General features: G+C 50.3%; 12 protein-coding genes. 5 read left to right on the forward strand and 7 right to left on the reverse strand.

Annotated features, from left to right (window positions below; all coding sequences use genetic code 11):
• Window positions 1–22: 22 nt before the first annotated feature.
• A complete protein-coding gene (locus NYR52_RS03170; protein WP_259436255.1) occupies window positions 23–4,339 on the forward strand; it encodes a PolC-type DNA polymerase III in 4,317 nt (1,438 codons plus the stop codon).
• Window positions 4,340–4,472: 133 nt separating this feature from the next.
• On the opposite strand, the gene NYR52_RS03175 is transcribed toward NYR52_RS03170, so the two are convergent.
• From NYR52_RS03175 to NYR52_RS03185, 3 genes are all read right to left on the reverse strand, one after another.
• Complete coding sequence (locus NYR52_RS03175; RefSeq protein ID WP_022737838.1) at window positions 4,473–4,874, reverse strand: hypothetical protein; 402 nt, start codon at window positions 4,872–4,874, stop codon at window positions 4,473–4,475.
• A 17-nt stretch (window positions 4,875–4,891) separates the two neighbouring features.
• Complete coding sequence (locus tag NYR52_RS03180) at window positions 4,892–5,089, reverse strand: helix-turn-helix transcriptional regulator (protein WP_022737839.1); 198 nt, start codon at window positions 5,087–5,089, stop codon at window positions 4,892–4,894.
• 144 nt (window positions 5,090–5,233) lie between these two features.
• Window positions 5,234–5,464: a DUF2553 family protein gene (locus NYR52_RS03185; protein WP_022737840.1), complete on the reverse strand. Its 231-nt coding sequence runs from the start codon at window positions 5,462–5,464 to the stop codon at window positions 5,234–5,236.
• A gap of 550 nt (window positions 5,465–6,014) precedes the next feature.
• Here NYR52_RS03185 and NYR52_RS03190 point away from each other — a divergent pair.
• A complete protein-coding gene (locus NYR52_RS03190) occupies window positions 6,015–7,697 on the forward strand; it encodes a cell wall-binding repeat-containing protein (RefSeq protein WP_259436256.1) in 1,683 nt (560 codons plus the stop codon).
• 285 nt (window positions 7,698–7,982) lie between these two features.
• Window positions 7,983–9,065 carry a thermonuclease family protein gene (locus NYR52_RS03195; protein ID WP_259436257.1) on the forward strand — a complete coding sequence of 361 codons (1,083 nt, stop codon included), beginning with the start codon at window positions 7,983–7,985 and terminating at the stop codon, window positions 9,063–9,065.
• A gap of 128 nt (window positions 9,066–9,193) precedes the next feature.
• Here NYR52_RS03195 and NYR52_RS03200 read toward each other — a convergent pair whose 3' ends face one another.
• Complete coding sequence (locus NYR52_RS03200) at window positions 9,194–9,649, reverse strand: MarR family winged helix-turn-helix transcriptional regulator (protein ID WP_375163170.1); 456 nt, start codon at window positions 9,647–9,649, stop codon at window positions 9,194–9,196.
• A 143-nt stretch (window positions 9,650–9,792) separates the two neighbouring features.
• Entirely contained in the window at window positions 9,793–10,293 is a 501-nt protein-coding gene (yidC, locus tag NYR52_RS03205; RefSeq protein ID WP_259436259.1) for a membrane protein insertase YidC, read from the reverse strand.
• A 33-nt stretch (window positions 10,294–10,326) separates the two neighbouring features.
• Between yidC and NYR52_RS03210 the strand changes: the two genes are divergently transcribed.
• Together NYR52_RS03210 and NYR52_RS03215 are read left to right on the forward strand one after the other, a co-directional pair.
• Complete coding sequence (locus NYR52_RS03210) at window positions 10,327–10,893, forward strand: hypothetical protein (protein WP_259436260.1); 567 nt, start codon at window positions 10,327–10,329, stop codon at window positions 10,891–10,893.
• A gap of 398 nt (window positions 10,894–11,291) precedes the next feature.
• Window positions 11,292–11,621, forward strand: coding sequence for a DUF2606 family protein (locus tag NYR52_RS03215; protein ID WP_132219640.1), 330 nt, complete (start codon window positions 11,292–11,294; stop codon window positions 11,619–11,621).
• A gap of 250 nt (window positions 11,622–11,871) precedes the next feature.
• On the opposite strand, the gene NYR52_RS16700 is transcribed toward NYR52_RS03215, so the two are convergent.
• Together NYR52_RS16700 and NYR52_RS03225 are read right to left on the reverse strand one after the other, a co-directional pair.
• Window positions 11,872–12,183 carry a membrane protein insertase YidC gene (locus NYR52_RS16700; protein ID WP_211341879.1) on the reverse strand — a complete coding sequence of 104 codons (312 nt, stop codon included), beginning with the start codon at window positions 12,181–12,183 and terminating at the stop codon, window positions 11,872–11,874.
• 364 nt (window positions 12,184–12,547) lie between these two features.
• On the reverse strand, window positions 12,548–20,596 hold the full coding sequence (locus NYR52_RS03225; protein WP_259436261.1) for a type I polyketide synthase: 8,049 nt from the start codon (window positions 20,594–20,596) through the stop codon (window positions 12,548–12,550).
• Window positions 20,597–20,878 lie beyond the last annotated feature (282 nt).

Consider the following 20,878-nt stretch of genomic DNA (forward strand, 5'->3'; position numbering starts at 1 on the left):
CGAAAAGATCAGGGGTGAGGGGATGACGGGGCAAGAGGCGTTAGTGAATTTGTTTAAGGAAGTCCAATTGCCGACAGAATGGTTAGACCAACAATTCAAAGATGGAACAATTACTGAAGTCCTGGTCGACCGGGCTGCACAAGCCTGGAAAATCCGAATCCGCTTGCCAGAACCGATTGATGCGGGGATCTGGCAGGAATTCCAAGTTCGGATTAAAAAACATTTTCAACCACACATCCAAGTCAACGTGTTGTTTGACTATGATCACATAGATCATGACACCGTATTGAATATGTACAAGGGCTTTATCCAGCGGTGGATTCAGGAAAGAGTTGCCCCGGCCGCTTCCACATGGTTTGGACAGACAGAGTGGCGGATTCATGATGGGGTGATCCGTATCGATTTCCCCAATCCGGCCACACTGCAAATGGCGGAGCAACGTGGATTGGAACGGCACATCGCCCGTTGTTACCAGCGGATCACTGGAGCGGAGTTGCGGGTGCGTTTCGTATGTGAAAAGCCTGAGTCAGAGGTTTCGCCAGCCGCCTATTTTCAGGAGAAGAAGCAACAAGAAGAGCGGCAGCTAGTGGCGCAAGCGCTGGCTGAACAGAAAGAAAGGGCGGAGAAGGCCAAATCGGGAGAAAAGCCTGACGCACCTAGTCCTGTGCTGGAGAAGAAGATCGGTTACGCGATCCAGGATGAACCGGTTTCGATCGCTTCCATTACTGAAGAAGAGCGGAAAGTGACGATCAAAGGGAAAGTGTTCAAAGCGGAAGTTAAGGAATTGAAGAGCGGAAGGAAGCTGTTGACGTTTAACATCACCGACTACACCAATTCCATCGCTTGCAAATTCTTCGCTTCTCCTCGTGAAAAAGAGCAAGAACAGATCATTGCCATGATCAAGGACGGGGACTGGCTGAAGGTACGCGGTTCTGTGCAGTTTGACACGTTTTCCCGTGAGTTGGTCATGATGGTTAGCGATCTGATGGAGGTTCATGTCCCTGAACGGATGGATACGGCTGAAGAAAAGCGGGTGGAGTTGCACTTGCACACCTCCATGTCCACCATGGATGGCATCACCGCCGTTGGCAAAGTGATTGAGCGTGTAGCGAAGTGGGGACACCGTGCGGTGGCAGTTACCGACCACGGTGGGGCGCAAGCGTTTCCTGACGCCTATGACGCCAGCAAAAAACATGGGGTTAAAGTGTTGTACGGATTGGAAGCCAATGTGGTTGACGACGGGGTGCCGATGGTGATGAATGCGGCTGACCGGGTGCTCGCTGACGACACCTATGTGGTGTTTGACGTGGAGACCACAGGGTTGTCGGCGGTGCATGATGTCATCATCGAATTGGCTGCTGTCAAGTTAAAGAATGGGGAGATTATCGACACATTCTCCGAATTCGCCAATCCCCACAGAAAACTGTCGCAACAGATCATCGAGCTGACCCACATCACGGATGATATGCTGACAGACGCCCCGGAGATTGATGATGTGATTGCCCGTTTTCTGTCCTTTATCGAAGGCAGTGTTTTAGTCGCTCACAATGCTCGCTTTGACATGGGCTTTTTGCAAGAAGCGGTGAAACGCATCGGTGAAAAGCCGGTCACCAACCCGGTTTTGGACACGCTTGAGTTGGCTCGTTTTCTGTTTCCAACCTTGCGTAACCATCGCTTAAACACATTGGCTGATAAGTTGGGAGTGAAGTTGGAGCAACATCACCGGGCCATCTACGATGCGGAGGCCACAGGGCATATCTTGTGGAAGATGCTTCTCATGGCCAAAGAGAAAGGCATCACCAATCTGGCTGAATTGAATGAACAACGCAACGATACCGATTATACGCGGATGAGGCCATTTCATGCCATTTTGTTGGTGAAAAACCAGGAAGGCATGAAAAATTTGTACAAACTGATCTCGATGTCGCATTTGAAGTATTTCTACCGGGTGCCACGCATTCCGCGTAGCGAATTGATAAAACACCGGGAAGGGCTGATCATCGGTTCCGGCTGTGAGCGAGGGGAATTGTATGAAGCGGCGCTTAACAAGGCGCCCAGCGAGGTTGAAGAAATTGCCCGCTTTTATGATTACCTTGAAATCCAACCTGTCGAATACAACATGCATCTGGTTGAGAAAGGGTTGGTGGAAAGCCCGGAGCGCCTCCGTGAAGCCAATCGGTTGTTGGTCGAAATCGGGGAACGGTTGGGCAAGCCTGTTGTTGCTACATCCAACAGCCATTACTTGGACGAGCATGAAGCCATCTTCCGTGAGATCATCGCGATGAACCAGACCGGTGCTAAGCCGCAATTACCGTTGCCAAAGGCGCATTTGCGGACGACCGATGAGATGTTGGAGGAGTTTTCCTATCTGGGGGCGGAGAAAGCGAAGGAAGTGGTGGTCACCAACACCCAGTTGATCGCTGATCAGATCGACGATGGTATCAAGCCGTTCCCGGATGAAACATTTACCCCTGAGCTGGAAGGGGCAGAAGAAGAATTAACGGAGATTTGTTACAGCACCGCTAAAAAATGGTATGGAGACCCGTTGCCGGAAATCGTCAAAAGCCGGTTGGAGAGAGAGCTGGGTTCGATTATTAAACACGGGTTTAGCGTGTTGTACATGATTTCGCAAAAAATCGTGTACAAATCGCTCCAAGACGGGTTTTTGGTCGGTTCGCGGGGATCGGTTGGGTCTTCATTGGTCGCGGCCTTGAGCTTCATTTCTGAAGTGAATCCGTTGCCTCCGCACTATCGTTGCGAGAGTTGCCAGTACAGTGAGTTTATCACCGATGGCTCTTATGAGAGCGGATTTGATTTGCCTGACAAGAAATGTCCGAAGTGCGGGACGGACCTGTGGAAAGACGGACACGACATTCCCTTTGAAACCTTCCTGGGCTTTGAAGGGGACAAGGCGCCCGATATCGATCTCAACTTTGACGGCGAGTATCAACTTCGGGCTCACCAATACACCGAGGAATTGTTCGGCAAAGCTTATATTTACCGCGCGGGGACGGTGGGCACCGTCCAAGAAAAAACAGGATATGGGTACGCCAAAAAATACGCGGAGCAAAAAGAGATCACCTTGCGGCAAGCGGAGCTGGATCGGCTGGCGCAAGGATGCGTTGGGGTCAAACGTTCGTCGGGTCAGCATCCGGGGGGACTGATGGTTGTGCCCCAAAATAAAGAAGTCTTTGACTTTACCCCGATTCAGCATCCAGCCGATGATATGAAGTCGGGCACGATCACGACGCACTTTGATTACAACGCGATCAGCGGGAAAATCTTAAAGTTGGACCTGTTGGGCCATACCGGGCCGACGATTCAACGTTATCTGCACGAAATGACGGGCATCGACCCGACCAAAGTGCCGCTCGGTGATCCCAAGGTGATCGAACTGTTCCGTAGCACCAAAAGTTTGGGGATCAGTCCCGAAGACATCAATGGCATTGAACACGGTACCCTGGGCATTCCTGAGTTTGGTACCTACTTTGCCCGCGGGATTCTCAAAGATGCCAAACCCAAACGCTTTAGTGAACTGGTGCGCATTTCCGGGCTGTCACACGGAACGGACGTATGGCAAGGAAACGTACAGGATTTGATCAATGAGGGTGTTTGTACCCTGTCAGAAGCAATCTGCTGTCGCGACGATATCATGTTGTATCTGATCCGCATGGGCTTGCCAGCCAAAGCGGCCTTCAAAATCATGGAGAAGGTGCGTAAAGGAAAAGGCTTGACTGAGGAAGAGGCGGACTTGATGCGGCAAAACAACGTACCGGAGTGGTATATCGGTTCCTGCCAGAAGATCAAGTACATGTTCCCGCGGGCCCACGCTGCTGCTTATGTGACTGCGGCGGTGCGGATCGGTTGGTACAAGGTGTATTATCCAGCAGAGTTTTATGCGGCTTTGTTCTCCACCAAAACGAAAGACTTTGACATCGAAGAGGTACTCAAAGGATATAATCATGTATCTCGTTTGATCAAAGAGATCAATGAGAAAGGATTCCAAGCGTCAGCGAAGGAGAAGGCTTTCTTGACGGTGTTGGAATTGGTGCAGGAAATGTATGCGCGCGGTGTCAAGATCAAATCGGTGGATCTTTATCGTTCGCCAGCGGAGAAATTTACGGTGATCGATGGTGAGCTTGTGCCGCCTTTCGCTTCGATTTCGGGTGTGGGTGAGAGCGCCGCACAAAATATCGTGGAAGCGCGCAAAGAGGGCGAGTTCCTCTCAAAAGATGACTTGCAAAAGCGGGCGCGCCTGTCCAGTACCGTGGTGGAAGTGCTTGATCGCTTGGGGTGTCTGGAAGGTTTACCGCAAAGCAATCAATTAGCGTTGTTTTAAATGAAAAGATAAAGCCCCCTTCTCTTAAAGAGGGGGCTTTTTGTATATGGTGCCTGAGCATCATCGCTGTTTTGCCAACGCGATCAACCCCGCCTTCGGTTGAAAGCGGGGTTGGTTGTTAAGAAGATATGGATTATCTGTATCTACGCGCTACAAAAAATTGGACTAAAGGGTGTAGAACCAGTACAAAACATAAGGCCGCAAACAAAGAGATGTTGCCGAAATCCCCTTTTCGTAAGAACACAATCCGATCGACAATCCAAAAGACAAACAAACCGAGAACGGAAATATGGTAACTAATGGTGGCGCTGTGATGGGTGATTTGTTTCCCCATCTCATCGTTTGCCATTTTGAAATCGGTTCCCCAAGTGAACAGGTGCAGCGCCAGCACAAATAGCATGACGAGCGTCATGACATCCCCTTGATCAAACGGTTCGCCACGCAAATATTCAACCGTATTCAATCCGATGACCAACAGACATAACAACCCTACCAATGTGATGAGAATGGGCGAACGTGATAACCGCTTTTTCATCTTATCCCTCCAAGATGTCAACTTTTTTTGAACTGGAATAATTGGTCCACAGTCACACCCAGCACAGCCGCCAATTGGAACGCCAAGGCTAAGCTGGGGTCATACTTGTTGTTTTCAATCGCATTGATGGTTTGGCGTGAGACATTGCATGCTTTGGCCAACTCATCTTGCGACAGGCCATGCATTTTTCTCAAAGCTTTGATTTGATTTTCCATAGGCTTCCTCTGTTTCAATTATGTAAAATATATTTTACATTTTGAGTGTACCGCCCCGTCGACTCGATGTCAAATATTTTTTACATATAAAAGCTAAAAAAGCCCGCCACGCGGGCGGACCTGTTGGACATGGGCTGCTGATGATTAGCACCAGCCTAGATCACAATGCTCGACATATGAATCAGCGGTGGAAGTAGCTGGCTTGGCTGTTAATTGATACAGCTGTCCGCTTTCCAGTTGGTACGTTGGCGAGAGCGCAAGCCCTTCATCTGAAACACGCATTTCGCCGATCACATGGCTCCCGAGGGAAAATACCAATTTTCCATTGTCCAATTTGATTTTCACTTGGTCAGTCACATTTATTTTTCTTTGCATGTTTGCCATCCTCCTCATTTTTTGTTTGGTTTCCCATTAGCCGCACATGGCCCGCCTGATTGCAACGCTTGTAGGACATGCAACACTTCTTCTGTATTGCGACCGACATCCCCGTCAGTGGTCATCTGAAAACGAATAAGCCCATTTTCCGTGTCTATAAATAGGCCAGCGGCTGTCGCTCCTCGAGAAAAGAGTTTTCCGTTGCTTCTTCTCTCTAACTTGATTTGGCATTCACACCCTAGTGGGTATGATGGTGCAGGAGTTCCACTTGTTGTTGCATCATGGCGATGCTTCCTTGTTTACCGGTGTAATATCAAGATAACAAACAGTGATAATTATTGTCAATATCAAATTAGAATTATTATCGTTAAATAACTATTATTGCTCAGTGGCCAGAGAGCTGAAAGGTGCGAAAAGCGGCGTGTTGCATCAGTGTCGTTCCCGCTATAATTTGTCACAAATTTTTGGTGAAAGGCGTCCCAAATTGAAAAGAATATGCGAATGAATATAGTGGATGCAGTGGATGATTGACTAGAAAGGGGATTTTCTCTTGAAGAAAAAGTTTTTTACAGGCGTCCTAGCCACAGCTGTCATCGGTTCCTTTCTTGTGCAACCGGCGTTGACTGATGCCGCGCCAAGCAAAAAGGTGAACTTGGCTGATGAAATGGTAAATTCGTTGCGTCTCAAAACCATTCATAAACTAGAAACGTATAAACAGAAAAAAACGAGTTCTTTCTCTCAGAAAACCGTGCGCGCCATGACGGCCGTAACGCAAGTCACGGTGGCTAACACCCTGAAGCCGAGCAATTTTCACTCTTACAAAATGCAGGTGACGAAAGGCGGTACCTTAAACGTCACCGAGCCGGCATCGGATGATTACGGATATGTTGTCGTGAACGAAGAGACCGGCAATGAATACTTCTCTGGAGATACATTGACGGCGGGCACCTACCACTTTGTAGTCTTCAGCATGTCCGATGCGCCGGTTAGCTACAGCTTGAGCGTCAGCGGTGTCACCATGGAGATGGACACCCAGTTGCCAACGCTGAATGTGACCAGCCCAAAAAACATCGATCATCGTTTGCCGAAGAATACCACGGCTTTGACACTGAGCGGAAGCGCTACGAATGCCAGCAACACTTTTTATGCGCTAGACGGTTCGGATGACATCTTGTTCAACAGCACCAGCTTCAACAAGCAAATTACAGTTTCCACCGGTTACCACGGGGTGGATTTGGGGGCAACCACGGCGACAGGCAACATGGTGGTGCAAAGCCATACGGTGACTGCTCCAGGGTTGAAGCGTATTGCCGGTGCTGATCGCTATGCGGTGTCGGCTAACGTGAGCAAGGAGGCATTCCCTTATGGTGCGGATACGATTGTGCTCGCGCGTGGGGATTTGTATACGGATGCCTTGGCAGGTGGGCCGCTGGCGGCGTTGAACTTTGCGCCGATGCTCCTTACCACCACAAATGCCTTGCCTGCACCAATTACTGCGGAGATCAAACGGTTGCAACCGTCCCGCGCCATCATCTTGGGCGGAACTGGGTCGGTGTCCACTGCAGTGGAAAACACATTGAGAAACATGGGTATGACTGTGGAACGAATCGCTGGTGCAGACCGCTTCGTGGTTTCCGCCAACATCGCGTCCCGGATCAAAGCAGATGGTTTTGAAACCGATACAGCTATCATTGCCAGCGGGTTGAACTATCCTGACGCCTTGTCCGCATCCAGCCCGGCCGGCCAAATTCCTTTGCCGATCTTGGAAGTGTCGACCAACTCCATTCCGGCTTCTATCGAGACTTACATCAAAGCCAACGGCATTAAAAACTTCATCATTGTCGGCGGACCGAGTACCGTGTCCGACACAGTGAAAAATAAACTCCAGTCCTTCGGCGGCGTGGTTGATCGCATCAGCGGAGCCAACCGTTTTGAAGTGGGTGTGAACATCGCCAACTACTTCTATGATGAACAATACGGCTTGATGGACCCCAGCAACATCGTCTTTGCCACCGGACTGGATTTCCCAGATGCCATCTCCGGAAGTCCGATGGCGGCTAGCATCTATTCTCCGATGTTGCTCACCTACCGGGACAAATTGGATCCCATGGTGAAATCGTACCTGGAGAAGACGGTGCCAAGCATCACCAAGCGTGATGTGTTCTACTTGATCGGCAACACCACAACGGTGAATGCCACGGTGGAATCGTATCTGAAAAGCTTGATTGACTGATTAGATTTGCCTTAGGTGGAAGAAATCGAAAAAAGGCTGTTGACTCTGAACCGGGTCGACAGCCTTACTTTTTGGAGTGAGGAGGTTGTCGGCACTTTATATGATATTGGGGGTGCTCGGGCTTAGCCTAAACCAGCTTGAAGGGCAACAAGTGATGCCAAGGGCGGGCTTTTGTCAAATTAGTAGAAACGTATAATAACAGCAAAGAATATTTATAAAAAACGAAATATATTTGTGGTATAAATGAAAAAGTAAGTGCTTAACTTCTAAGAGGAGGTTCACATCATGAACAAGCGCTTGCCCGTGCTTTTCGGTATCATTGCGATTGCTATTGGAGCGAGTATTTCAGTCTTTGCCCCCTCATCGAAGGCGGCCACGTACACTGCGACAGTGGACCGTGTGGTGGATGGGGATACGGTTTATTTGAAAGAGACCATCAAGGGCACGAATAAGGTGCGCATGTTGTCCATCGATACCCCGGAAACCAACTATCAAGGCGCGTCCCAAGAACCTTGGGGCACCAACGCCAAGAATTACTTGGCCCAACTCCTTCCCAGCGGTACCAAAGTGACAGTGGAGACGGACGTGGAAGAAACAGACGCTTATGGGCGCTTGTTGGCCCATCTCTACAAAGGTAGCTTAGACGTGAACAAAGAGATGGTGCGACAAGGACATGCCGTCACTTATTTTATTTGGCCCAACCTGTTGCATTTCAGCGAATACCAAAACGCGTATCTCGAAGCGAAGCAGAATGGGCGCGGGATGTGGAGCACCGCCAACCCGATCAAGGAACTGCCGTTTGAATTCCGCGATCGGATCTCTGGGCAACCTCAAGACAAATTCGTGGGTGATTACAGCACGAAGAAGTATGTAGCGCCGGCCGACTATAAGCAAGTGCCCATTGAGAAGCGGGTGTTTTTCTTCAGTGAAGCGGACGCGAAAGCAGCGGGTTACACCAAGTCGAACAACGGAGGGGCACCTGCGGGAAACCTAGTCATCAATGAAGTGCTGCCTGCCCCTTCCAGCACATTTACCAACGAGTTTGTGGAGATATACAATCCCACTTCTTCTACAATCGACCTGTCCGGTTATGTGATTGACGATGTGGTTGACGGCGGTGGAGCTCCGTATGTGATCCCGAGTGGCACGTCCATTCCCGCCAAAGGTTATTTTGTATGGGAAACAAACAACTACTTCAACAATAGCGGTGGAGATGATGTTACGTTGAAAGCACCCAATGGGACAATCATCGATCGGTACCACTATAGTTCCACCGGTTATGATCGCTCGTGGTACCGCTCGCCGGATGGTGGGGATTGGGCCGCAACCCAAGACGCAACCCCAACCAAAGGGGCAGCCAATCGCTAAGTGAATAAATGAACACACAAGCGCGTCCCAGATGCATGCTCGGACGCGCTTGTGTATGTTGAGGGGAAATCGGGTTGCAGTCGGGAGCTTTATGCTATCGTGCGCCAAGGTATACGAATGAACCTGCCTCAGGAGTCGTGATGTAACCCCCGGGTGACTTTCTGCAAGCGGTCGAATAAATGTCGTGCTTCCTGCATCAATTGGGACAGTTCTTCAGGAGAGATTTCGTTTTGTTGGACGAGCTGTTCTGGAATCCGGCAGGCGTCTTCTTTGAGTTTCCTCCCCGCATCGGTCAGGTGGATCAACACTTTCCGCTCATCTTCAGTGGAACGTTTTCGTGTGACCAATCCCATGGCCTCCAACTTTTTCATGAGCGGGGTTAAGGTGCCGGAATCGAGGTACAACCGCTGCCCCAGTTCTTTCAGCGTCACTCCATCTTGTTCCCATAAAACCAACAACGCCAAATATTGAGTATATGTGATGCCCAAGGGATCGAGGATGTGGCGGTACAATCGGCTGATCTCGCGAAAACAGGCATAAATGGTGAAGCACAGATGATTATCCAAATTCAATACTTTTTCCACCTCGTCATGGTCGATGATAGGATAGCTATTTCGTTTATATAAATCATTCTACATTCTGTCAAATGTTATTTGTGTTTAGCTGATGTTGATGAAAGGATGGTAACAAAGAAGCCCCCTGCGTCGAGGGGGCGTGTTAGCAATAATCATTTGCTTACAACCGTTGTAGCGCTGTTTGCTTTGTACATTCGTTGTGCAAGAAGGTGTTGAAAGATCGGAAACAACCCGCTCACGGACCAGTACAAAGGCAATACCGCCGGGGCGTTAAAGGAGATCAGCCCGATGAATACGGGAGAGAGATAACTCAGCATGGTCAACGACTTTTGCTGACGAGGCATTGAGCCGATCTCAGATACCTTGACGTTTAATAAGGAGACCAGTATGGCAATGATCGGCATCACTGTATCGCTGTGTCCCAAGTTGAACCAAAGAAAGGAATGTGTAGCGATGTCAGGTGAGCCGATGATCGCATAGTAAAAACCCATCAGGATAGGCAATTGGACTAGGAGAGGCAAACAGCCAAATGCCGCCACGGGATTGAAATCGTGCTTTTTGTACAGTTGCATCATTTCCTGTTGTTGCGCTTCGTGTGGCTTGTCACCGTACCTTTCCTGGAGTTTTTGCAATTCGGGTTGTATGAGACGCATCTTTTCGTTCATCGCTAGCAAAGCGGTGAGACAATGAGACCCGTAACGGTAACTAGAATTATCCGGGAGGAAGCCTTAGCGCTTCCTCCTTCTCGCGCATTAGACGAGTATGTTGGTTATCTCATCATGGGATACGAGGAAAGCGAATTGCGCCGGGTATTTTTGGATGAAAAGAAAACCACCTTCAAAATGACCCGGTGGGTAAAGAATGGGGAACCCGTCTATATTCCTCACTTCTCAACGGATGTTAAAGACGCTTTTCTACTCGTTGAGACCATGAGGAAAGAGGGTTGGGTCTTCCACTTGTCCAGTTTGGCAGATGGGTATAAGGCCACCCTTCAACGATCGGGCACGTGGGGTTTGAACGGTTTGAATGTGACCCACCCTATCCCAAACGCTTTACCCTACCAGAAGCCATCACCAAGGTTTGCATCATGGCCAAATCAAACTAGCCCTACTGGAATCAGTGGGGCTAGAAAGGAGGGAACCATATTGAACAATCAGATAAGGAATCAGATTCAGACCATCGCATGTAAAGCCATACTCTCCCTCAACCATCAGGAGTTAGAAGAAGTTCAAGTATTGATGCAAGTGGGGTAATGTCCGAAACCAAAAAAGGGTAGCAAAAAAACTCCCACTACCCTTAAGGCCTTTTTACTACTTCATTAGGCAATATATGTTTTTTATGTTCCTCACGCTAAAGTCGCCCAATCATGTTTAACATCTGAATAATTAACTCGATCCGAACTGGGAGGAGTGGATTCTATCCATTGGGATGGGACAAAAAAGTCTGTAGAGTATACCCAATCATATGGGAACAGGAATAACATTTAAAATACTAAATGTGACTGTAAGCAACAAGACGCCACAAAAGGAAAGAATCTTCTTCACTAATGTATCCTCCCGTTGTTCAATTAGGTAAGAAATTCATGTTACAAAAAGATTATATATATTTATAAAATTAAAATAAATATGTTTTTATAGAAAGGGGATCGACATTGCGTATCTTAGCCGGTATCCTCGTTTGCTTAATGTTAGCTGGATGTGCCCATGAAGAAAGTCAGCAATCTAAGTTAAGTCCTGTTACTATTCGCGTTCTGGATAAAGAAGGGAAGCCCGTTTCTAGAATAGCAGTCAGCATTACAATGGTTATTCCTGAAGAAGAAAGGGAGAGTGTAGGTGCTATTCCTCAAGCAGGATTAACCAATGAAAATGGGGAGATTAAAGAACAGTTAGTACCAGATAAAAAGTACATCATACAAATACCAAGCATGAAAAAGGAAGTTGTCATTTCCGATAAACCGATGATAGTCGAACTTACCAAGTGAACCCAGTGACAGTTCCTTCAGACTGGTTCCTAAGTAAACCGAAACGGTCCGATATGAGATGTCTATCAGGAGTCCACCCAAGTACTGATGAAATAACGAATACGATGAGGTAAGATCTCGTATGATGTAGTCTGTCAGGGAACGGCATTGTTGGGTTTCCGCTGGGTAAACTACGGTTCGGTGATCCGAAAGGAAACGGATTCATCGCCTCCTTGGAAGCCGTGGGTCGCCTAAAATCAGATGAGATTCTTCAAATGGTGATGGAGTATAAGCAACAATACACCCAACAGTCATCAGATGAAAATCGATAAAAACAACGCTGTTTCAGCATGATTGGCAACAGCGCCAGTCTGATCAAGAGGGTGATCATGATGATGGACAAGCCGTAATTGTCACCAAACAACCCGGCCACCATCTTGATCAAGTCGGTAAAAGGCCCGGCCAAGAGGCCCGCGAACCAACCCGGATCGTGGGTGCCAGGCGCTTGGCATCCGCCCAACAACAATAGCGCCGCGGCTAGGAGTAGCATGGGGCCAAAGCGCCTGATGAACGTGCTCATCATCCTCAGGCCCTTCTCTTCTTTTTATGCTACGCGTCAGCCATTGCCGTTTGCGTATTGTTTCGCGTGGGGGCGTCGGCGCGGTAAAGAGGATTCGCTTCACCATTTGGTCCCGGCCAGCCCGGATCAGTTTGAACGCGAGTAAAAGGGTCAAGATGACGCTGATGGATACCAGCATTGGGATCATCTCGTGGAACTCAAACCACGTCCGCATTCACCTCCTCATCGGCTTTTATGTTTCTTCTCAATTATCTGGCATGGTTAGGCGGATGTCAAAAGAATGATGCATCAGAATTGCCGAGCTTGCCAGGGACAACAACAAAAGGGGTTGGCCAGATGCCAACCCCTTGTTTAGGATGGATGTCCGTTAGGACAGGACCCCTACCGGTTTTTGCGACAAGGCTTTATCAAATGCTTCGGGAATGGGAGCCGGTTGCGGGTTGCCCAGTTCGTCCCGCGTCATCCAAGCAATTTCTTGCTCTCCGTATGCCAGCTTATGTCTTTGGCCGTTTTCGTCTAATCTGTAGTATTCAAAAAACAGGCTTAATCCAGATTGATATCGTTTGACCAAGGACATGTGCACTTCAATCGTGTCAAACGGCATGGCTTCCCGCAAGTGGTGCACTTTGTTGTTCAGTGGCACCCACTCTCCATGTTCTCCCGTCCCTTGGAACAATTCCGGTGCCAGGGAGTGGAAGAAGCGGTCGCGCACCCGGTTTTGCCACACGGTATAGTTGGAGAAGTACACATTGCCGACAAGATTGGACTCTTCCAAGCAAGTTTCAAAGGTGCCCGTTTGCAACACCCAGCGATTAGCCGGACCCGACGGAGCGGTGAACACCACTGGCCCCAATAACTCTTTGGACAAAGGCGTTTCTGTGCGGGTGACCGGGCCGTTGTGCCCCATGACCGTCAATTTCTCCCGCAAGAATTGCGCGTAGTAGTCAGGGAACGGAGCAGGGCGAACCACGCCGTGGCCGATGATTTCCACCCACGTCAACCCTTGTCGGCTGGTCGCGATCAGGTCTAATGCTCCATTCGGAGACACTTTGTACCAGTAGTACACCAGCTCCATGTATTGGTTGTCCTGGATATGATCGATTTGTAAGTGAACTTCAATCACATCATCGGATGAGGCCTCACCAACAATTTCTGTTTGGGCGAAATTGGTTACCATGCCCCATTTACCGGAGGCAAACTGCTCCGTAATCCGGCTTTGGACAGTAGAGAGGGATAACTCCCTGACTTTGCCCATCCATTCGGCGAAGCGGGTGAGACTCACTTTCCGGCTCAACGTGGCCGCGTCTTTGAATGTGAGCGGGAAGCGATAGACAAAGCCATGTTCGGGATGAAACTCACCGAAGGATGGTGTGGTGTCTTTTTCCTCACGTTGACAGACGATGACAACGGCCACCATCCGCTTCACCGGTAGTGATAATTGGACCGGCAAAGTGAGGACAGTCAGCTCGGCGGTGTCTGTGATCGCACGCAGCAATACTGCTCCGTCGGCTCGCTGTCCGATTTCAAATTGCCGCACTTTTTCCCCGCTGGCCTTTTCGGCTGCCTCCCGGGCGCTCCAGATGCGGCTGCCAGCCAGTGAGACTGAATCACCGTGTGCTACCAACGCTTGTAACAGCGGATGGTGATTGGATGTCAGCAGGCGATGCCATTCTTCTTCGCCCCGTTTGTCGTCAATCGGAAGAATGTCACAACCTTGCTCTCCTTGACCGACGGTGCAGATGGAGATTTCGTCGTCATGGGAGAACGAAACATGGAAACGGACAGCTGACCCGTTTTGCCCTGTCACATGAGGTTTGCCGTTTTCATCCCAAGTGAGCGGATATGTTTCGTCTCCACCGGCCAAGGCGATTGCTCGTTGATACAACGGCAGGAGCTTTTCATGGCGCATTTCGCGCGGTTGTTGATGAATGCCGGGACAATGGGTGAGCGTGATGACCGGTACATCCACCTCCAGCGTGTGCGCATGCGACTGAATCGCCTTCGCTAATCGCTGTTCATCGATGTATGCCGGTGAGCAAAGCTCATTTGCCGTCGGCAGTTCTGGGAAGCGCTCCATCAAGTGTACTTGGTAGCCGTTCAGGCGCTGGATGACTCGGTTGTGTTCATCCAACACATCTACCATGTAGGTATAGGAAGTATCTGTTTGCTGTTGTAGCTTTGTTACCGCGCGTCGTATTCCCGACCCGGCCAGACCCTGTCCCAGGTGTTGGAAGGAATCGATTTTCACAGGCAAGCACAAGTCTTGCGGTGTGATGATTCGCGCAGATTGCAACAAGGCATCGTGGAAGTAAGGATCACCGAGCACATATTCCCCTTCACCAGTTTGGGCGGTGAACAAGCAATGACCGGTTTTTTGCTCCGGATCGTGCGATGCTTCGTATACATCCGCCAACCGATGGAAGGAAGGACCTTGGAACAGGAGTGGTCCGTACAGATCGGTTTTTGGATCGATGGGCAATGCTTGTGCCGGGAAGGTGATGGGTTCCGTGATCGTCTCACGCTCAGCCGGGAACGCAAACGTCGCCGTGAAGTAAGGTTTGGTAAACCCATTTTTCTCTGTACGAATTTCCGTTTTAACCCGACCATCTTCCAATACTTCCGCGCGGATTTCTATCAGCGCCCCAGTGTGCGGATCAAGCGTGATCGGCAAGGAGAAGCGAATGTCCTCGATTTGGGCATGGCTGAAATCAACGATGCCAGTGACATAAGAGACGGCTTGAGCCATCGCTTCCAGACCAAATACGGCAGGGAACAGATAAGTGCCGTTGTACACGTGATCTTTTACATACGAGTCTTGCTCCAACGTTAAGCGAACACGGGTGATGAGCTCCACTTCGGGATGATCGTAAAGAATGTCCCCGATGTATCGGTAGGAGCGCTCTCTTGGCACAGGACGAGGATGCCAAGTGTCCAACCCGCCCAGCTTGGCTGTGATAATTACTTGTTTCGCCGCTGGATCGTGCAGGAACAGATGGACAAACCGGCCCACTCCTTCCGCGACAGGAATGGCATAGGTTCCCTTCTTCTCCAAGAAGTCGATGCTACCGGCCCGTACACCCATACCGACTTCATCCCATACGCTGAAAGCGACGGAAAGTACTTCGGTTTCTGGATGCTCCATGCCAAATCGGCGCAAAATCAATTGCAACGCTTCGTTGGAGAATCCATAGGAAGTGTTTCCGGCCATACCGGTGACACCCGCCAGGGAGGAGATGCCTACAAACAGCTTGGGCGGTTGATCTTGGAGTGCTTTCACCAGGTTAAACGCGCCCAACACTTTGGGGCCGATCTCTTCCATGAATCCAGCCAAAGTGATTTGTTCAGCCCGTCGCGGCTTCATTAAGGCAGCCCCATGGATGACCCCCGTCACTTGTCCCAGTTCTTCGCGCACGCGGTTAATCAGCAACTCGACTGCGGCTTGATCGGCCATGTCGCACGCATAATAACGGCAAATTAATCCTGCTTCTTGGAATCGCGCCAGGGTTCGACGCACATCCGGATGGTCTGCGCCGGAACGGCCCACCAAGGCCATCTTCACGCCGGTTGTCCGGGCTACTGCCAATGCACATTCTGCCGTAATTCCTTTGGCCCCACCGGTTACCAGCACCACATCCTCACCAGTCCAGGAGATAGCGCGGGCAGGGTAGGTTTGAGGCTGTTGAACGACAGATTGCGGAACGCGTCTGATTTCGTTTTGGTCATAACCGACGGATACAAACGTTTCTGTTGCCATGATTTCTTCCAAAATCGGTTTCGCCATGTTCACAGGAGATAACGCCGGGCTCAGGTCAATCACTCGAATGGCGGCGTTTGGACGTTCCATGTGAAGGCTGGCGGCAAAAGAGTTAGCAGTGCAGGTAGCCAGCTGAATCGGTTCGGTGCCGCTTCCGAACAGGCCACCGCCAAATTGGATATAACTGATCGACGTCCGGTAACTTAGTCCGTTGCCGGGGGTGATCACGCATTGCAACCGTTTGACCATCTCCGTCAATTCTTCTTTGTCATCCGCTTGCGGCAAAATGACCACGGCATGGCTGATTTCTTCCTGCCGCGCTTGCTTTTGTGCGGACAATTCTGCCAAGGTGGACAGCTCTACTGGTATCTGGTGGCTGGATAATTCCGCAACCAGTGCTTGCGCCCAGGCTTGCTCCGACGGTTCTGCGACCAGCAAGAAGCGTGTCGTCTCCGGGAAGGAGAGAGGAGCTGAGCTGTGGCGCGGTGCTTCGACATAATTGATAACAAAGTTTCGCACCCATGCGCGTTCCCCATGCTCTGATTGAACCGGTGCCGGTACAGGGGCAACAACAGGTTGCTGAACTGGCGCCGGAGTGAGAGCTTGTTCGATCTCTCTCAAGGTAGCGTTAGCGAAATCGCTCGGGTCTACTTTTTCCTCTACGCCCATTTCTTTGGCCACATGGCTCACTAATTCAGCCGATTTGATGGAGTCCAAATTCAAATCATCCAACAAGCGCATATCCATATCAATGGAATCAGCCGGATAACCGGTCAGTTGGGCAGCCCAGCGCAACAAAGAATGGGCGGCGTCAATCTTTTCGATTACTTGGCCACTCGACGCGACATGTGGTTCCAGTGCTTGGCACACTTCTGCCAAAGTGGCATTGGCAAAATCGCTGGGATCCAATTTGTCAGCCACCGCAAATTGTTGCGCCAGGGAAGAGACGAGCTCCGCCGACTTGATGGAATCCAAGTTCAAATCATCCAGCAAGCGCATGTTCATGTGAATGGAATCAGCCGGATATCCAGTCAGTTGGGCGGCCAATTGCAACACGGTTTCCGAAACATTCGGCAGCCGGTTTCGGTTTGCGGCTGGAGCGATGTGCATCTCCAGCGCATGGCATACTTCTGCCAAGGTGGCATTGGCGAAATCGCTGGGATCGATTTTGTCAGCGACTGCAAATTGTTGCGCCAAGGAAGAGACGAGCTCTGCCGATTTGATCGAATCCAGGTTCAAATCATCCAACAAACGCATGTCCATGCGAATCGAATCCGCCGGATAACCAGTCAGTTGAGCGGCCAACTGCAACAACGTTTGAGATATGTCCGGTTGCCCGGTTTGGTTCGCGACTGGAGCGATGTGCATCTCCAGCGCTTGGCACACTTCAGCCAAGGTGGCATTGGCGAAATCGCCGGGATCGATTTTGTCAGCGACCGCAAACTGTTGCGCCAAGGAAGAGACGAATTCCGCCGATTTGATTGAATCCAGGTTTAAATCATCCAACAGCCGATGATTAAGCGTGATCGATGCGGCCGGATACCCCGTTTGTTTTGCGGCCAACTGAATTGCCGCTTGAGTGACAGATGGGGCGTTTGTCGATGGCGCTGTGGGCTCTGTGGATGTTGGCGTCGGCCGAACAATGGACGGCGTCGGCGCATGCCCGGTTTGCTGCCCGGAAGAGGGCGTCAGGCGCATATGTTTGAGATCAGCTTGAATCACATCGTACAAAAAGGCTCCTCGCTCTTCCAGATATCTTTCCCACACCCCTGGCGGCAGGTCGGATGGTTCCGGCAAAGATACAGTAGCCGTCCCGCTGAATGGGGATTCGGGAATGGTTAACGGGTTTTCACAAGGATTTACAATAAATGCTTTTTCAGCAGCTGGTACAAACGGACGGATCAGGCGATTTGCATACAACCATGTCCATTGCACGTCTCCACCGTGTGTAAAATACGCCGCCAAAAAGCGATGCAGATCTTGCAGCATGCCCGGTGCTGATTCGACAGGGAAGCAGGGTAAGTTGATGGAACTCTCAGCCACCAATCCCGTCAGCACCCGTCCAGGACCGACTTCCACCAGCAAATCGCATTGGTTTTTTACTGTGGAAAGCAGGGAGACAAAATTCACTTTTTCCACGATCTGCTGGGCGAAATAATCGTTTCCGTCTGCAAGTGTGTCCATCCGCTCACCGTCAATGCCAGAAATGAAGGGAACAGCCAACGCCACTGGCTCAGCAGGCAACGGAGCTTGTTTACGCAACGAGAGAGAGGCTTGTTCGACCAATTTGGAATGGAAAGCATTGGACACAGACAGTGGGATTGCTTGAATCTGGCGTGCTTGTGCCCGAGCTACCACTTCGGCGACCGCTTCTTTTTCACCGGATATTACGGTTTGCGACGGGCTGTTGAGGTTGGCGATCACCACGTAACCCGGCACATCAGCCAACAACGCCTCCGCTTCTTGCCGATTACAACGCAGGCTGGCCATCGTTCCTGCCTCTTCCGCCGGAGCAGACATCGCTTTGCCCCGGGCTGCCGCCAGACGGAACAGTGTCGCTTCATCATAAGCACCCGCAGTGTGTAAAGCTGTCAGCTCGCCTAAGCTGTGTCCGGCGGTGAATTGGGGTTGAATGCCCAACTTTTCCAAAAATGTTCGCCACAGCGTAGATGCTAAGCAAATGGCTGGTTGAGCCACTTCTGTCTGGCTTAGTTCTTTGGACCATGTGTTCAGTTCCTCACGATCTCGTGCCCGATCAAGGGGACGGAACATTTTTTTCTGTGCTTTTGGAGCGGCTTCCCACGCCCGCTCGGCAATTTCCCGCGCCCAAGGGAAGCGTTCGACCAGCAGTCGGGCCATGTTCAACTTTTGCGATCCCTGGCCTGGGAACAAGAATCCGACACGGTGCCGACTTACTTGATTGCTGATCCAGACCTGTTTATCCATATCAGTGAATACTTCCCCTTTTGCCGGGAAAGCCTGTTCCAGCTTATCCGACACAAAGGCCAGTTTTTCTGCTAAACGGTCAGGATGGTCGGCGATGAGTGCAGCCCGAACCTTCGCTTTTGGCTTTACCCGCTCAGCGAGCAGATGGGCCAAATCGGCCAACTCTGCGATACTGATGCCAGCCGCAAGCTGTTGGGTCTCCTTGATTTGAGCCAGCAAGTCCTCTTTGTTGTCAGCGGCAAATACAAACAGCTCCGTGTCCTGGTTGGAAACGAGCAATGCTCTCTCGTCAAGCTCCGGTTTGAGCTCTGGCTTGGGCAAATCGGCCGACTCCAATGTGACATGGCAATTGATGCCGCCAAAACCCATCGCGGAAACCCCGGCGCGAAGACGTTCTTCTGGCGCGCGAATTTCCCCTTGCAGGATCGGATAGATGCTCTGCGCAGTGGTTTGGAAAATGTCATTTGGTTCATGGCAAGCAGCAGTTGGTGCAAGTACGCGTTGGTTCACGCACAAAACGGCTTTAATCAGTCCGCCGATGCCGGCAGCTGCTTTGGTGTGGCCGACCAAAGATTTGAAGGAGGTGACCCCACAAGAGCGCGCCTGCGGTTCTCCATATGCTGCTCGTGCTTGGTTGATGGCTTGCAATTCAATGCGGTCGCCAAGGACGGTACCGGTACCGTGTCCTTCTATGAAATCCAGTTCATGCGGAGAATAACCGGCCATTTCGTATGCGCGAAGCAGAGCCAGGGCTTGTCCTTCCGCTTTGGGGGCAGTGATGCCGCCTTTGCCGTCGGAAGAGATGCCCCATCCTTGGATGACAGCGTAAATATAATCGCCATCCCGCTTGGCGTCTTCCAACCGTTTCATCATGATGAAGCCACAGCCTTCACCCGGAATAAAACCGCTGGATTGACGGTCATACACATTCATATCGTTTTTGGTCAATGCGCCAGCTTTGGCGAAACCTACCACTTCCAATGGGTCAAGGCTGATGTCCACTCCACCGGCCAATGCCAGATCCAGCTCGCCATTCGCCAATTTTCCGGCAGCCGTGGCCACAGCCAGCAAGGAAGAGGAGCATGCGCCGTCAACGACATAGCCGCCGCCGTGCAGATCATAATAGTTGCATATTCGTCCGGCGATGGTGTTGGACAATCCGCCAGCCAGCGTATCTTCCGTAACCGGTGGGAAAGCTGACTTATAGATGCTCTCCATCTGTTGTTCCAATTGTTTAATCATCGCGTCGGATAAACCTTGGGACTTGCCGGCAGCCCGAAGGGTCTTGCGGACATACGGCCAGCGGAGCCGCAAGGTGTTGGCGCGGGTGAACTCGCCGGTCAAGGTGTTGCCTACGATGACCCCTGTTTTGTCTTTAGGGATCTTGTCCCGGGTGTACCCTGCGTCGGCCAATGCCTGTGAGGCTACCTCCAACGCCAACCAATGTACAATATCGGAACCTTCATAAGTGGCCTTAGGAATGCGTCGCTGAGCCCAATCAAATGAAAAACCGTCAATCACTGCGGCAAAACGGCCGTATGTTTTGTCAGGGGCGTCAGTTCGTCGATCATAATACTCATCGAGCGGCAACCGTTGCTTAGGCATTTCTCGAAATTGCCGCCGTCGGGATAGGATGTTTTCCCAAAGTTCTTTTAAATCGGATGCACCTGGATAATGACTTCCAATTCCGATAATAGCAATAGAACTCGGCTTCACGTGAATGTTCACCTCTATGTATGGGTATTCAATATTTTAATTATACTATTTCATAACACAAGTGAGCTAATTTTTTGACCAGAAATACATATAATTATAAATTCAAATTAATATTTTTTGGATTTGTTTATTGCAATCAATTAATAAATTCTATGAATGGGTAGGATTGGAAATGAGGAGAAAAGCGCAAAAAGAAGCAACCTTCGCTGCCGTTTGCGAAGGTTGCTCAATATGATATGGATCAGACCATTGTTCTATTTGTAATAGATAAGTGCGGAACCA

This window comes from Laceyella sacchari (assembly GCF_024927925.1).
In the GTDB taxonomy this organism is placed as follows: domain Bacteria; phylum Bacillota; class Bacilli; order Thermoactinomycetales; family Thermoactinomycetaceae; genus Laceyella; species Laceyella sacchari.

Excerpts from the sequence above, each read along its gene's own strand:
- NYR52_RS03185 (WP_022737840.1), bottom strand. The coding sequence starts at position 5,464 with ATGCAAAGAAAAATAAATGTGACTGACCAAGTGAAAATCAAATTGGAC.
- yidC (WP_259436259.1), bottom strand. The coding sequence starts at position 10,293 with ATGCGTCTCATACAACCCGAATTGCAAAAACTCCAGGAAAGGTACGGT.
- NYR52_RS03170 (WP_259436255.1), top strand. The coding sequence starts at position 23 with ATGACGGGGCAAGAGGCGTTAGTGAATTTGTTTAAGGAAGTCCAATTG.
- NYR52_RS03210 (WP_259436260.1), top strand. The coding sequence starts at position 10,327 with ATGAGACCCGTAACGGTAACTAGAATTATCCGGGAGGAAGCCTTAGCG.
- NYR52_RS03195 (WP_259436257.1), top strand. The coding sequence starts at position 7,983 with ATGAACAAGCGCTTGCCCGTGCTTTTCGGTATCATTGCGATTGCTATT.
- NYR52_RS16700 (WP_211341879.1), bottom strand. The coding sequence starts at position 12,183 with ATGATGAGCACGTTCATCAGGCGCTTTGGCCCCATGCTACTCCTAGCC.
- NYR52_RS03180 (WP_022737839.1), bottom strand. The coding sequence starts at position 5,089 with ATGGAAAATCAAATCAAAGCTTTGAGAAAAATGCATGGCCTGTCGCAA.
- NYR52_RS03175 (WP_022737838.1), bottom strand. The coding sequence starts at position 4,874 with ATGAAAAAGCGGTTATCACGTTCGCCCATTCTCATCACATTGGTAGGG.